Below are 14,100 nucleotides of genomic sequence, written 5' to 3' on the forward strand. Positions count from 1 at the left end.
CTTATTCATCCTCGTTATAAATAGCAATATGGGCATCACCTTCGCCCTTAATATAGCCACGATACATACCTTCGGTATTAAATGGCATAGCAATATTGCCTTCTGCGTCAATAATAATAACGCCTCCGGTACCACCCGCTTGTTCCAGCACACCGTGAATGACTTCATCGCCGGCTTCACTTACCGAAAGCCCTTTATACTTAACCCGTGAGCAGATATCAGCCGCCACGTGGAAGCGAATAAAATATTCACCGTGTCCAGTCGCAGACACCGCACAGCTGTCGTTATCCGCCCAGGTACCGGCGCCAATAATGGGGGAATCGCCTATTCTACCATAACGTTTGGCTGTCATGCCGCCGGTTGACGTACCTGCACTTAATAAACCGTTTTTATCAACGGCCACAGCACCGACGGTACCGTATTTGTAGTCTAAATCCAGATACTCCCAGGCTTGTTGCTCTGGCTGTTCACTTTTCTTAATGGTTTCTTTGGCTTTCTGTAGCTGCTGATAACGGTGCTCTGTATTAAAGTAGCTGTTCTCTACCTGCTCCAGGCCTTGTTGACGGGAAAACAGCTCTGCGCCTTCACCACTTAGCATGACGTGTACCGACTCTTCCATTACCTCGCGAGCCAGTTCTATTGGGCTTTTTACCGTTTTCACGCCAGCAACGGCCCCGGCATTGCCGTTCAGACCTTCCATTAACGAAGCATCCAGCTCATGTTCTCCATCCCAGGTATAAACCGCACCTTTGCCAGAGTTAAACAGCGGCGACGCTTCCATTACCTGAATAGCCGCAATAACTGCTGTGGTGCTGTCACCGCCTTCTTTCAATATCTTACGCCCAGCCTCTAAAGCTTCCGTCAGTTTATCTTTGTAGGCTTGCTCTTGTTCGGCAGTTAAATTCGCGCGAGTAATAGTACCCGCTCCACCATGAATGGCCATTGCGTATTCAACATCATGATCATCCGCCTGTACGGCTGGTAATAGCGATCCAAACGCAGCGGTGGCAAGTACTGCAGATAAGTAAAACTTTTTCATTCTGACCTCGATTTTATTGTTATAGGCTAGATTGTTAGTCATAACATAGTCGCAGGAAAGCAACGAACTGACAACGAGGAGATATTCAGATGCCGACTTATCGCGTTGAGTACACACACTTAGGCGACAGACAGCAAATTACGCTGGAAGTCGATAATGAAGCATTAGATAACGAACAAAAGTTCAGAGACGCCGTTGCACAGCGTTTAGCCGATCGCATTCTGCCGCACGCTGAACTTGCTTTTCGCCACGAAGATGACCGCACACTGGAGCAAAAGCTGGACAAAGCTTACGATGTGCAAGTGAACAAGATTGAAAGAGAGTGAGTGGCTGAATTTATCTGCGGGCTCGTGCTATAGTTTTCCTTTTCCGCTGAGCAATTAGGCTTATGGCACAAAACGAACAAGAAACCTTTTACTGGCACGATTATGAGACATGGGGCGCTAACCCTTTAGTGGATCGCCCTGCACAGTTTGCCGGCTTACGCACAGACACTGATTTTAATGTTATCGGTCGGCCGTTAACGCTATACGCTCAGCCCACACCAGACTTTCTGCCGAATCCGGAAGCCACTTTAATTACTGGTATTACGCCGCAGCTTGCTGCGAAACAAGGTGTCGGTGAAGCGGAATTCAGCAAAGCCATAGCAAATGAGTTTCAAAAGCCCAATACCACCATTATTGGCTACAACAACATTCGTTTTGATGACGAAGTCACCCGTTTGCTGTTCTATCGCAACTTTTATGACCCTTACGAATACAGCTGGCAAAACGGCAATTCACGCTGGGACTTAATTGATGTCGTGCGAGCCTGTTTTGCGCTGCGCCCTGACGGTATTAACTGGCCGGAGAACTCTGACGGACAACCCAGTCTAAAACTGGAGCATTTGAGTGTTGCCAATAACATTGAGCATGGTCAGGCGCACGATGCTATGTCGGACGTTTATGCGACCATTGGTCTGGCAAAGCTCATTAGCGAAAAACAGCCGAAATTGTGGCAGTGGGCTTACAGTATTCGCCGTAAACAAAAGCTACTGAACCTGTTTAACTGGCAGGCACCGGAGCCTCTGGCACATGTCAGTGGTTTTTACGGTACGGCTAACCGCTATTTGTCGGCTATATTGCCGCTGGGTTTTCACCCTAAGCAAAATAGCAACGTTGTTGCCTGGGACCTGCGCGTTCCGCCCATGGATTTTGCCGATAAATCGGTAGAAGAATTAACGGAGCTAACCTACACGAGTCGTAGGGAACTGGAAGAGCAAGGCTTACAAAAGAGCGGCATACAAAATATTCACCTCGGTCGCTGTCCTTTCTTAGCGCCTATTAAAACTATTTCTGCTGAAGCTGCTGATAGTGCCGCGTTAGATACAGCCGCCCTGGAGACAAACGCTAAATGGTTACAGGAAAACAGCGACTTTCGCGACAAACTCATGCAGGTGTTTGAGCAGACCAAAGAATTTGCCCCCAGAACCGACGTTGATCACCAGATATACGACGGCTTTTTCTCTCCTCAGGATAAAAAGCATATGGAGATTATCCGTTCGTCAGAGCCACACCAACTGGCCGGTCTGGAACTGGATTTTCAGGACAAGCGTATGCCTGCACTGCTGTTTCGTTACCGGGCGCGAAACTACCCGTCAACTCTTAGCGATAAAGAACTAAATAAGTGGCGCCTGTTTTGTCAGCAACGTTTAATTGAGCCGCCAGAAGGCTTATTGTCCGCCGAGGGCTTCGCATTGAAGCTGGAGGATTTAGCAAATCAGCATCAGGAAGATGCGCATAAGCTGCGGTTGCTGAAATCACTGTATGACTACGCCGCATCTCTCTGACGCTAACGCGTCGTTCGATTACATTATAGTCGGAGCCGGCTCTGCCGGTTGCACCCTTGCGAACAGACTCACAGAATGCGGCAAGTTTCGGGTGTTGTTACTAGAAGCCGGAGCATCACATGGTGGACTATTTTCTGACATGCCCTCAGGCTTTGCCCGCTTTATGCATAGCCGCAAATTTAACTGGCTTTACCGAAGCCATAAAGAGCCGCAACTGACTAACCCCAAAGGTTGTTATACACCGCGAGGGAAAATGCTGGGTGGCAGCAGCGGCATTAACGCCATGATTTATACTCGGGGGCTCTCCAGTGACTACAACTCCTGGGCAGCTAAAGGTAACGTCGGCTGGAGTTACAATGATTTATTGCCTTATTTTATAAAAAGTGAAAATAATAGTCGCGGTGCCTCAAACTACCATGGAAACAGCGGCCCCTTAACCGTATCCGATGTATCCCCCTTTTACCCGGTATCAAAATGTTTCTTAGAAGCCTGCAGCGAATTTGGTTTGCCGCCTAACCCCGACTTTAACGGCGTACACCTGGAAGGACACAATTCATACCAGTTCACAATGAAAGATGGGAAGCGTTGCAGTGCTTACCATGCCTACCTGAAGCCAGCACTGAAACGAAACAACTTGACGGTAATATCCGGATGCCTGACCGAGCGAGTGGCTTTTTCAGGGATAAAAGCGACCGGAGTCTGTTATCAGCAGAATGGTCGCCGATACATAGCCAGCGCAAGGAAAGAGGTTATCCTTTGTGCGGGGGCCTTTAACTCCCCCCAAATTCTCATGCGCTCCGGTGTTGGCTCTGCATCAGAGCTTGCAAAATTTGGAATAGAAAGCGTTTATGACAACCCGGCTGTCGGTAAGAACTTGCAGGAGCACGTGGACGTTAGCATACAATGTAAAAACAAAATGAGAGACGGCCTGACACTGAGTCCTCTGGGGTTAATCAAGCTCTCAGTACCTTTTATTCAATATATACTCTCTAGCAAAGGCCAGCTGGCACACTCACTTGCTGAAGTCGGAGCTTTTTACCGCTCATCGAATGAAGTTAAAGAACCGGACATTCAGGCTCATTTGTTGCCGGTCATGTTTAATGACAGCGGCTACGACTGGAACCCTACTTTAAAACACGGATTCACCTGTCATGTCTGCTTGTTACGCCCAGAATCACGTGGTGCAGTGCACCTAAACCCAGAAGACCCAATGGCTAAACCGCAAATTACTTATGGCTTTTTAAGCGAAAAGAGTGACCAGAAGGCCTTACTCAACGGTATAAGAAAAGCGTTAGAAATACTGAAGCAACCGGCTCTGGCAAAACATAATGGTGGGATCATGTTTCCCAATCCCTGCTTAAGCGACGCCGAACTTCTGGAGCAGATAAAATCCAAAACTGGGCTTATTTATCATCCTGCGGGGACTTGCAAGATGGGGCCTAAAAACGATACCGGGGCTGTTGTAGATCCTGAATTAAAAGTAATAGGTGTTGAGAAACTCAGAGTAATAGATGCATCCATTATGCCTACCGTTATCAGTGGTAACACCAACGCTCCTACTATCGCTATAGCTGAAAAAGGCGCCGACTTAATAAAAGCCGACGCCTTAATTCACTAACTCAAGTTATAAGGTAAGAGCTAAGCTTTTTTATTCCCTACTCTGAATAACCTTGCCAGTGCCGGAATTAAGATAAGTGCACCCAACATATTCCACAGGAACATAAAGGTCAGCAATATACCCATATCGGCCTGGAATTTAATGGGTGAGAATATCCAGGTAGCGACGCCTATAGCCAGCGTTAAGCCAGTAAAGCCGACGGCCTTGCCGGTGTTATCCAGCGAGTACTTGTAGGTTTCCTGCAACGACATGCCCTGCTGCAAGCCCTCTTTCACTTTACTGTAAATATAAATGCCGTAATCGACACCAATACCAACCCCTAAGGCAATAACCGGCAAGGTAGCCACTTTAATGCCTATGCCTAACACCGCCATAAGTCCCTGACTCATAACAGTAGTAAAGGCCAGTGGTAGTACAATACAGGCTACTGTGCGAACGCTACGGAAGGTAATAAAGCACAGCACGATAACGACACCATACACCCACAGCAGCATCTTGTTCTGGGCTGCTTCTATAACTGAGTTGGTTGCCGCTTCAATGCCGGAGTTGCCTGCCGCCATCAACAGCTCTAAACCTTCCTGCTGATAGTTCTGGTTAAACTCGTTAACCGAACCAACGACATTCTTTAATGTTTCCGCTTTATGGTCGTCCAGGTAAATAATGACCGGCGCCATTGAACAATCGTTGTTGATCAAGCCATCCGGAATACGGCTTAAAGAGGCGTTGGTAACGTATTTATTACGGTTTAAGCTAAACCACTTAAGGTTACCCTCGTTTATGCCGAACATGCCCATTTTAGAAACGTAGACGACAGACTTAACGTCTTGAACACCGCTGGTATTTTCCATATGCCAGCTAAAACGTTCCATAATCTCAAGGTTATCGTAGGCAATACATTGCTCAGGCGCGGAAGCCGCCATCACCACAAAAATATCGGTACTGGAACTGTAGTTTTCAACAATAAAGGCATTGTCCTGATTGTAGCGACTGTCCGGGCGAAGCTCCGGCGCGCCTTTATCAAGGTCACCAATTGCCATATTCTGACTATTGACTAAGCCCCAGGCCAGCATAACAAGAGCAATAACTAGCGCCGAATACGCCCATTTAGGCTGAGTAAACTTAGCGAAGAAATCAAATAGTGGATGACGCTCGTCCTTTATTTTCTTCTGGTAAGCAACACCATTGTCTGACGTTCCCAGGTACGACATTAAAATAGGTAATAAACCTAGGTTGGTCAGCACTACCACGGCAACACCAATACTGGCGGCTATTGCCAGTTCTTTGATTACCTCAATATCAATAACCATCAAGGTCGTAAAGCCAATGGCGTCGCTGGCCAGAGCGGTTAACCCGGCAATATACAGGCCACGGAACGCTGTGCGAGCCGCAGCAACTTTATCAAGCCCGGCAACCCGGTTAGAGCCAATGGCATTAATAATTTGTACGCCGTGCGAAACCCCTATGGCAAAGACCAAAAATGGTACGAGCATTGAATACGGGTTAATACCGCTGCCTATAAGTTCAATAATACCCAGTTGCCAGACCACCGCGATAATTGAGCAGCTAAGTACCATAAAGGTGCTGCGCCAACAGCGGCTGTAGAGATAAAGCATGACCAGCGTAATAGCAATAGCCAACAGGAAGAACAAACCAACCTGCTCGGCGCCTTCAATAAGGTCGCCTATCAGTTTCGCAAAACCAGTAATGTGAATTTCAATATCATCACTTTGATATTTGTCACGAACCAGGGTTTCCAGCTTTTCCGAAAACTGCTGATAATCGAGCTTTTCACCGGTTTCCGGATTAACTTCATCCAGCGGAATATAGACGATGGTTGACTTAAAGTTATTGGCAACCAGGTTCCCTACTTCACCTGAACGCAAAACATTGGTTCTTAGTTGATCTAAGGAGTTTTCACTGCCGTCGTAGCCATCGGGAATAACCGGGCCACCGACAAAACCTTCTTCGGTTACTTCCATCCAGCGGACATTGGGGGTCCATAAGCTGCGAAGCCCGGAGCGGTTAACGCCCGGAATAAAAAAGATCTCGTCGGTTATTTTTTGCAGTTCCTGTTGAAAATCGGCTTCAAAAATATCGCCGTCTTTATTTTCAACCGCCACTCGGACAACGTTCCCCAAACTGGCTAAGTCGTCCTGATACTCAAAATAGTTTTGAATAAATGGATGGTTGGTCGGGATCATTTTGGTCAGGCTGGCATCGGGGCGAACCTGTGACGCGTGATAACCCAAAAACAAGGTCAGTAACAAAAAGACAATTAGCCAGGGAGCCCGTACCGTGAATAATAACTTCTCCAGCAGTCCCGCTGGTTTATTCGCACTCGGATTATCCATTTACTGCGCTCCTTGTTGCGTTGCTAATGCTTCTTCTTCAGTGATTTTGGCCGGCCAGTGCAATAAACCACTGCGCCCCGTCATAATCCACTCGCCTTCGGCCACTTCAATAATATCGGTCATAACTGAACCGCTCGGATGTGTCCGGTTCTTTACTTCTAGCTGGTCATCAATCTCAAGAATGGTTCCGGAATGCCCGACAATTAGCTGAGTACCCTTGTTAGTGTTGGTTCCCGCTGACAGATTAACTCTGGTGCCTGTATCAACGGTTGTAAAGTTTTGTCCTTTATCGTCTGAGACAAAGGCATTGCCGCGTAAGCCGTAAACCCAAACACGGCCCTCGGCATCAAGGTGTCCGCCAAACAGCGAACCGCGATAAGGAGAATCAAGGGTCTCCCAATTCTCACCACCATCGTAACTCGCAAAGGCTAATCCGGCTTCCCCGACAATGTATAAGTCGTCACCCCGACCAAAAATGGTATTCAAATGATAACCGCCCGGGTTTTCCAAACGACCCGATATAACCTGCCAGCTTTCGCCGCCATCTTCAGTTTTAAGGAAGGTACCATAAGCACCTATCGCCAGCACGGTCTGACTGTCTTTAACATAAAGATCTAAAAAGGGCTTGCTGGGGCCTTCTTCTCTGGCTGCCTCTATATTACTAACCTGAAACTGAGCTTCTTCAAGCTGCCACTCCAGTTCACCGATAACGTCTTCATCGTCGGTTGATTCGAGTTGTTCGTTGAGTTTCTCAATTCGATTTTCAAAATAGCCTTCTTCTAACGTCATTAGTTCAAAACCGTCTAACTGGCGCTTCCAGCTTTTACCGCCGTCTTCTGATTTAATAATGACGCCATGATGCCCGGTCGCCCATCCATTTTGCTCGTCAGCAAAAGCGATACTGGTTAACAGTACGCTTGTATCTACTTCTGCCTGTTGCCAGTCATCACCCTCTTTCCAGATAATATTTCCATGCGCACCGACGGCTATAAGTCGCGTTCCAACAGTCGTCACTTCAATAAGTACTTCGCTTTTAATTCTGTCTGATGACAATGCTGGTGCACTGATCACGTCGTAATCAGTAATCGTTGTTGTGTCGCTATCCTGTGCGAGCACTGCGGTGCTAAAAATAGCCCCCAACAACACCCCTAATGGGGTTAAAGACAAGCGCATGGAACCTCCCGGGTACTAAAAATGTCATAGGATTGTATAAGCTCAAGATAATTTGAAAACCTTTTTTCGTTAAATTCGTGCTTTTTTTCGTTAAAGTATTGCTTGAGAGGTCAGTCCTCTGGCAAAGTGATGTTGGAAAGTAGAACAACAAGGAAAATTATAATGAATAAACTGATGCTAAAAGCTGGCGTTTTTGCCATATCGGTGATTTCCGCGAGCGTTGCGGCGAAAGTATCACCAGAAGAAGCCGCACGGCTTGGTCAGGACCTAACCCCTATTGGTGCTGAAAAAGCGGCAAACGCCGACGGCTCTATCCCAGCCTGGGATGGTGGTTACTCCGATCACGCGGTTGAAGTTGTTCGCGGTAATGACCCGTATGCTGATGATAAACCTTTGTTTACCATCACTCACGATAACCTGGATGAGCACAAAGAACATCTGAGCGAAGGCCAAATCGCTATGTTCGATAAATACTCAGACTATAAAATGATTGTGTATCCAACCCGTCGTTCGGCAACTTATCCGGATGAACTTTGGCCTAAAATTAAATCCAACGCAGAAAATGCAGAAATGGTTGCCGGTGGTAACGGCGTCGAAAACTTTGATACCACCATTCCGTTCCCTATTCCGGAAAATGGGTTAGAGGCTGTATGGAACCATATTACTCGTTACCGTGGCGGCGCAGTTACTCGTAACGTAGCGCAGTTCCCGGTTCTGTCTAACGGTAACTACACCACGGTAGAACTTAAAGAAACCCTGGTATTCCCTGAGTACTTAGAAACCGGTCGCCAGGAAGCTGACGACAACGTTCTGTTTTATTTTATGCAGGAAGTTGAAGCTCCTTCTCGCTTAACCGGTACGGTTTTGCTGGTTCATGAAACCATTAACCAGGTAAAAGAAGGCCGTCGCGCATGGATTTATAATGCCGGTCAGCGTCGCGTTCGTCGTGCACCTAACGTTGCTTATGACGGACCAGGCACTGCAGCAGATGGCTTACGTACTTCTGACAACCTCGATATGTACAACGGTGCACCAGATAAGTACAACTGGGAATTAAAAGGTAAAAAAGAAGTTTATATTCCTTACAACAACTTCAAGATCATGGATCCTGAACTGAGTTATGACGAAATCATTAAAGCTGGTCATATGAATCAGGACTTGATCCGTTATGAAAAACACCGTGTTTGGGTGGTTGAAGGTAGTCTTAAAGACAGTGAACGCCATATCTACTCTAAGCGTACAATGTACCTTGATGAAGATACCTGGACAGCGTCACTGGTTGATCACTACGACGGACGTGGCGAACTATGGCGTGTTGGTGAAGCTCTGAATACTCAGTTCTATAATCAGGACGTTCCGTGGATGGCTGCAGAAGCGTTATATGACTTAGACTCTGGACGTTATATTTCTCTGGGTCTGGGTAATGAAGAAAGTACTTACATGGAATGGGATATTTCTCCAAACCGTGAAGACTTCAGTACTAACGCATTACGTCGTAAAGGCTTCAGATAAGTTAATACCGCTAAAACGGAAAAAGGAGACTCATTCGAGTCTCCTTTTTTAATGTCCGCAGCCTGGTGAGTTCTATGTAGCTTGACGTTATTACGTAAGAAGGCAGCAGCATCTCGGTTGTTACGGATCACCTCACCTGATGCAATAGCATCAGGCTACTTCTCCAGACGAGCCAGAAGACTCGATGTATCCCAGCGACTGCCACCCATTTTCTGAACGTCAGCATAGAATTGGTCAACTAATGCAGTCGCCGGCAGCGACAAGCCCTGACGGTCGGCCTCAGCCAAGGCTATTTTTAAGTCTTTACGCATCCAGTCTACAGCAAAGCCATGCTCGTAGTGGTTATTCCACATGGTTTTATAGCGATTTTCCATCTGCCAGGAGCCTGCAGCGCCCTGACTAATAGCCGCAATAAGCTTATCAGGATCTAAGCCGACTTTACGTGCCAGTTGAAGCCCTTCAGACAAGCCTTGCAAAACGCCGGCAATACAAATCTGATTGACCATTTTCGCTAATTGTCCACTACCGACAGGTCCCATCAGTTGACGAGTTTTGGCATAGCATTGGAAAAGCTCGTCTGCAGCTTCAAAAGTTTGCTGCTCACCACCGATCATCGCGGTTAAAACACCGTTTTCCGCTCCGGCCTGGCCGCCTGAAACCGGCGCATCTAAAAAGCTGCCCTGCTTTTCATTTACAGCTTGTTCCAGCTCTCGTGCCAATTCAGCAGAAGCCGTAGTGTGGTCAACAACAACAGCTCCGGGTTTTAAATTCGCCAATATGCCGTCGTCACCATAAAATACACTGCGTACATCGTCATCGTTACCAACACAAACCATAACAAAGTCAGCTTCTTTAACCGCTTCAGCCGGGGTGGGCTGGCAGTGTCCGGAGTATTCCTTTGCCCATTTTTCGGCTGTAGCCTGAGTGCGGTTATAAACCGTTACCTTATGGCCCGCTTTTTGTAAGTGACCGGCCATTGGGTAACCCATAACGCCTAATCCAATAAATGCACATTGCTTCGACATAGTCATTCCTCCTGACAATTCGGTTTTTCTATAAGCCAGTGTTGATAACGTCCCAGCTCACGATAAGGGGACATTTGGTTGTATTTCATCTCCAGTGCCAGTAGCTCATCGAACCGTTGCTGATGAGTCAGGTCGCGTAAATAGTCATGAAAACAGCGAACACCGGTCTTTTGCTGAACGTTTAACCCTTCTTGCTCTAACCAGCAGCCAACCTGCTCCGGTACGGCTGGATTCTCAGGACTCAAACGAACAGTCTTTTTTACCTTCAGGCCGCGCTCAATATAATCAAAGTTGCCGTAAATAGCGTTAGCAAAAAGCTTGGCGTGGTAGTTATAAAACATAAGTGACAGTTTGCCGCCAGGCTTTAATAATGAAGCCAGTTGATGAATGGCGAGCTCAGTATCCGGCAGCCATTCCAGCACGGCGTGGCAGAGAATAATATCGTATTGACTTAGCGGTTGCTGATTAACAAGCTCCGTTAAACTTGCCGCAACGTACTTGCACTTATGCCCCAGTCCTGCCGCTTTGTGACGGCGCTCAGCTTCTTCAATCATTTCGGTTGAAAGGTCAGAATGCACCACCGTAAAGCCTTTTTCCTGAAACCACTGGTTTACCTGACCAAGCCCGGCTCCTACATCAAGCACTAAACATGGCTCAGTGGCTAACAGCGGCGCTAAATCACGCTTGAGCACCTCAACCCTGAGTTGCCCCTTAGTGGTGTCATAAATGGATTTAGAGAACTTTTGGCTGATACCGCTAAAGTCGCCGCGTTCTTGTTTCTTTTTATTCATTAAAGGCTTCTTTTCATCAGGCGGGACTATCAATGTCAATAAATTTAACATCCAGTTCAAACTGGCGGGCTAAGTGCTCGCCCAGTGCTTTTGCGCCGTAACGCTCGGTGGCGTGATGCCCTGCCGCGAAAAATGCGATACCCTGCTCCCTGGCACTATGTATGGTCGGCTCTGAGACTTCACCGGTAATAAAGGCGTCGACACCAAGCTGAGCCGCCCGGTCAATAAAACCCTGACCACCACCAGTGCACCAGGCAACTTTTTTAATTTTATTTAAACTGTCGACACGACAAACCAGCGAGCGTTCTAAGCGCTGCTCCAGTTCATTAGCAAACTCATCGCAGGAAACGGCTTTAGCTAAATGACCGGTGACCAGTGGGCAAGCCGGATCATAAGCATCCACCGGGCCGTCAAACTCCCAGCCCATTAACTGAGCTAACTGCGCGTTATTGCCAAGCTCAGGGTGAACATCCAGCGGTAAGTGATAGGCAAATAAATTGATATCATGCTTCAACAGCTGCTGTAAGCGCCGCTTTTTCATACCAACAATTTCCGCCGGCTCGCCCTTCCAGAAATAGCCATGATGAACCAGAATCGCATCGGCTTTCTCATCAACAGCTCTGTCAACCAGAGCCTGGCATGCTGTTACCCCGCTGACCACTTTCTGAATTTCAGATTTGCCCTCTACTTGCAGTCCATTAGGACAATAGTCTTTAATCTGCTCACTGTTTAATAGTTTATTAAGATAATTCTGTAATTCATTTCTATTTATCGGCATATCTAAAAACCAAATTGCTTCGTTGAATGGCTTCAGTTTACCCGAAATTAGACAATAATCCGAAAAAACGGTATAAACGAATAGCGAAGCATTTTTATACAATACTTTTAAACCAAACCTTGAATAAAGGAACACTTGAATGAGCAACCTGGACAAAGATAAGGTAATCGCTGAATACACGGAAGCTTATCAAAAAGCTCACGGTAAAAAGCCTAAAATTGAAAGCAGTAACGGCTGGTATAGCGTTGATGGAGGCAAAAATGTACGCCTGAGTCAATTAGCTGACGACGCAAAAGCGCTTGGTAAAGAGAAAAAGTCTGCGCCTAAAAAGTCGGAGCCGAAGAAGACTGAACCCAAAAAAGCAGAAGCGAAAAAGCCTGCGGCTAAAAAAGCTGAGACTAAGAAGCCAGCAGCTAAAAAACCTGCTGCGAAGAAATCTTCGGCTAAGCAATCTTCAGCGAAAAAATCCAGCTCTGGCGGCTTAACCGCAAAAGAACTGTGGAAGCAAAAGCTAGAAGGTAAAGACAGCGATTGTCGTTTACCCCGAGGCAGTGCGTAAGCCACCGCTATAAGTAAAAAAAGCGACCTTAATGGTCGCTTTTTTCGTTATAGAACGTCCGGATTTTTGCCGGCAACGCGATCTATTGGAACTCTAATTTTACGGTAACGGTGCACCAGAAAGTCGCTACGTTTAAAAATGACTTTTTCAGAACCAAAGTCAGCCTGAGACACCAGGAAGCGGTCGTTATCCAGTGTTTTTGCTATAATTCCTAACTTCCCCTGATGCGGTCCACGCTTAATAAAAATCGTCTGCCCTTGTATTCGGGGGTTGTTATAAGAAAATGTCGGATAATTAATTGCCACTGCCGTTTCCCTAAACCTTATAAGGCTATATCAATACCAGGATTATACTCCTATTATCGGTCACCGACAGAGATTCTTGATATTTATTTCTTACCAATATAAAGCGTTATCTCACCAACAGGGAAGCCCCATTTAGACATGTCGGTACGATTGATCATATTGTTCTCATCAATAAGATACAGCCAGTCATCCAGCGTCAATACCAGAGGCTCGCCGTCTACCACAACTTCCAGTTGGTACTCCCAGTTAAGAACATTGCCTGCTGTTGTACCTTTAGCAACGCCTTCAACATCGTCTGCACGCCCTTCATAGCTATTCGGACCGGTTTTCGTTATGTGCCAGACTCGTTGCTGCTCACGACCATCAGCATAAGTAAAATGTTCATCGAGAACGCCTTCGTTACCTTCCCAGGTACCTGTCATGGTTACCTCGAAACGCTGAATCACTTCACCGCTGTAGTCCTGAACCATACCATACGCAACCAATTCACCGTTAAAGAACTCTTCAAGCTTTAACTTTGGCTCTGCTGATTTATAGGCATCAATGCCGGTTGAGCACGCCGCAAGCAAACTGAGTAAAACAGTAAAACCTAAAACCTTTAAAGCCTTCATTTTATTTCTCCCCAATGAGTTCATTGCGCTCAGATTCAAAACGGCTATTTTCCGACAACCAAATAGCTAAAAACTGCTCAGTAAAGTCTTTATCTTCAATTTCGCCCAGCAACTTATCGCCCTGGTAAAATTCTGCTGTCCCGTCTTTCTTCTCAACTAAGAGCAGGCAGTCGCCCTCTTTAATGTCAGGCCAGATGGAGTCCAGTTTTTCTAACCATTGCTCATGTTTATCGCTATTCAGTTCCAGCTTCTGCCATTCTTCTTCCGTTGTCTCGATAAGATCTTTCGCCTTAATATCACGCAGGTACGCCAGTAACAAAGCTTGTCGTTCGTCCTGCTTATACTTACCTGACGGGCTATATAAAGTGGCATCATAAACGTCCCAGAAATACACGCTGAGCCGAGTTTGCCCAACTTTAGAAAAGTCATCGGGTACGGAAGCGGTGCATTCAGCGGCATAGGAATTAAGGCTGAAAAGCGCAATAATTCCGCATAAAATGAATCTCATAC

At 46.6% G+C, this 14,100-nt stretch carries 14 protein-coding genes; 5 read left to right on the plus strand and 9 right to left on the minus strand.

The window, feature by feature from the left end:
* Nucleotide 1: 1 nt before the first annotated feature.
* Nucleotides 2–1,039: an isoaspartyl peptidase/L-asparaginase family protein gene (locus tag IL_RS07020; protein ID WP_011234614.1), complete on the minus strand. Its 1,038-nt coding sequence runs from the start codon at nt 1,037–1,039 to the stop codon at nt 2–4.
* Between the two features lie 89 nt (nt 1,040–1,128).
* Here IL_RS07020 and IL_RS07025 point away from each other — a divergent pair, with 89 nt between their 5' ends.
* The 3 genes from IL_RS07025 to IL_RS07035 all read left to right on the plus strand — a co-directional run bounded on the left by IL_RS07025 (nt 1,129) and on the right by IL_RS07035 (nt 4,485).
* Nucleotides 1,129–1,365 (plus strand): hypothetical protein, encoded by a 237-nt coding sequence (locus tag IL_RS07025; RefSeq protein ID WP_011234615.1) that lies wholly within the window; start codon nt 1,129–1,131, stop codon nt 1,363–1,365.
* Between the two features lie 62 nt (nt 1,366–1,427).
* Nucleotides 1,428–2,867: an exodeoxyribonuclease I gene (sbcB, locus tag IL_RS07030; RefSeq protein WP_011234616.1), complete on the plus strand. Its 1,440-nt coding sequence runs from the start codon at nt 1,428–1,430 to the stop codon at nt 2,865–2,867.
* A complete protein-coding gene (locus tag IL_RS07035; protein WP_081423219.1) occupies nt 2,845–4,485 on the plus strand; it encodes a GMC family oxidoreductase in 1,641 nt (546 codons plus the stop codon). Before sbcB ends, IL_RS07035 begins: the two co-directional genes overlap by 23 nt.
* A gap of 20 nt (nt 4,486–4,505) precedes the next feature.
* Here IL_RS07035 and IL_RS07040 read toward each other — a convergent pair whose 3' ends face one another.
* The gene (locus IL_RS07040) at nt 4,506–6,836 is read right to left on the minus strand and encodes an efflux RND transporter permease subunit (RefSeq protein ID WP_011234618.1); all 2,331 of its coding nucleotides are present in this window, start codon (nt 6,834–6,836) and stop codon (nt 4,506–4,508) included.
* Nucleotides 6,837–8,009 (minus strand): WD40/YVTN/BNR-like repeat-containing protein, encoded by a 1,173-nt coding sequence (locus IL_RS07045; RefSeq protein WP_011234619.1) that lies wholly within the window; start codon nt 8,007–8,009, stop codon nt 6,837–6,839.
* Nucleotides 8,010–8,171: 162 nt separating this feature from the next.
* On the opposite strand from IL_RS07045, the gene IL_RS07050 reads away from it, so the two are divergent.
* The gene (locus tag IL_RS07050) at nt 8,172–9,521 is read left to right on the plus strand and encodes a DUF1329 domain-containing protein (RefSeq protein WP_011234620.1); all 1,350 of its coding nucleotides are present in this window, start codon (nt 8,172–8,174) and stop codon (nt 9,519–9,521) included.
* 155 nt (nt 9,522–9,676) lie between these two features.
* On the opposite strand, the gene IL_RS07055 is transcribed toward IL_RS07050, so the two are convergent.
* The 3 genes from IL_RS07055 to IL_RS07065 are packed head-to-tail and all read right to left on the minus strand — an operon-like array spanning nt 9,677 to nt 12,115.
* Nucleotides 9,677–10,546 carry an NAD(P)-dependent oxidoreductase gene (locus IL_RS07055; protein WP_011234621.1) on the minus strand — a complete coding sequence of 290 codons (870 nt, stop codon included), beginning with the start codon at nt 10,544–10,546 and terminating at the stop codon, nt 9,677–9,679.
* 2 nt (nt 10,547–10,548) lie between these two features.
* Nucleotides 10,549–11,337 carry a methyltransferase domain-containing protein gene (locus tag IL_RS07060; protein WP_011234622.1) on the minus strand — a complete coding sequence of 263 codons (789 nt, stop codon included), beginning with the start codon at nt 11,335–11,337 and terminating at the stop codon, nt 10,549–10,551.
* 16 nt (nt 11,338–11,353) lie between these two features.
* Nucleotides 11,354–12,115 carry a Nif3-like dinuclear metal center hexameric protein gene (locus IL_RS07065; protein WP_011234623.1) on the minus strand — a complete coding sequence of 254 codons (762 nt, stop codon included), beginning with the start codon at nt 12,113–12,115 and terminating at the stop codon, nt 11,354–11,356.
* Between the two features lie 139 nt (nt 12,116–12,254).
* Here IL_RS07065 and IL_RS07070 point away from each other — a divergent pair, with 139 nt between their 5' ends.
* Nucleotides 12,255–12,674 carry a hypothetical protein gene (locus IL_RS07070; protein WP_011234624.1) on the plus strand — a complete coding sequence of 140 codons (420 nt, stop codon included), beginning with the start codon at nt 12,255–12,257 and terminating at the stop codon, nt 12,672–12,674.
* A gap of 47 nt (nt 12,675–12,721) precedes the next feature.
* Here IL_RS07070 and IL_RS07075 read toward each other — a convergent pair whose 3' ends face one another.
* The 3 genes from IL_RS07075 to IL_RS07085 all read right to left on the minus strand — a co-directional run bounded on the left by IL_RS07075 (nt 12,722) and on the right by IL_RS07085 (nt 14,098).
* A complete protein-coding gene (locus IL_RS07075) occupies nt 12,722–12,979 on the minus strand; it encodes a DUF3912 family protein (protein WP_011234625.1) in 258 nt (85 codons plus the stop codon).
* An 83-nt stretch (nt 12,980–13,062) separates the two neighbouring features.
* Complete coding sequence (locus IL_RS07080; RefSeq protein WP_011234626.1) at nt 13,063–13,590, minus strand: DUF3833 domain-containing protein; 528 nt, start codon at nt 13,588–13,590, stop codon at nt 13,063–13,065.
* A 1-nt stretch (nt 13,591) separates the two neighbouring features.
* Nucleotides 13,592–14,098, minus strand: a complete 507-nt coding sequence (locus tag IL_RS07085; protein ID WP_011234627.1) for a chalcone isomerase family protein — start codon at nt 14,096–14,098, stop codon at nt 13,592–13,594.
* Between the last annotated feature and the right edge of the window lie 2 nt (nt 14,099–14,100).

This window comes from Idiomarina loihiensis L2TR (assembly GCF_000008465.1).
GTDB lineage: Bacteria > Pseudomonadota > Gammaproteobacteria > Enterobacterales > Alteromonadaceae > Idiomarina > Idiomarina loihiensis.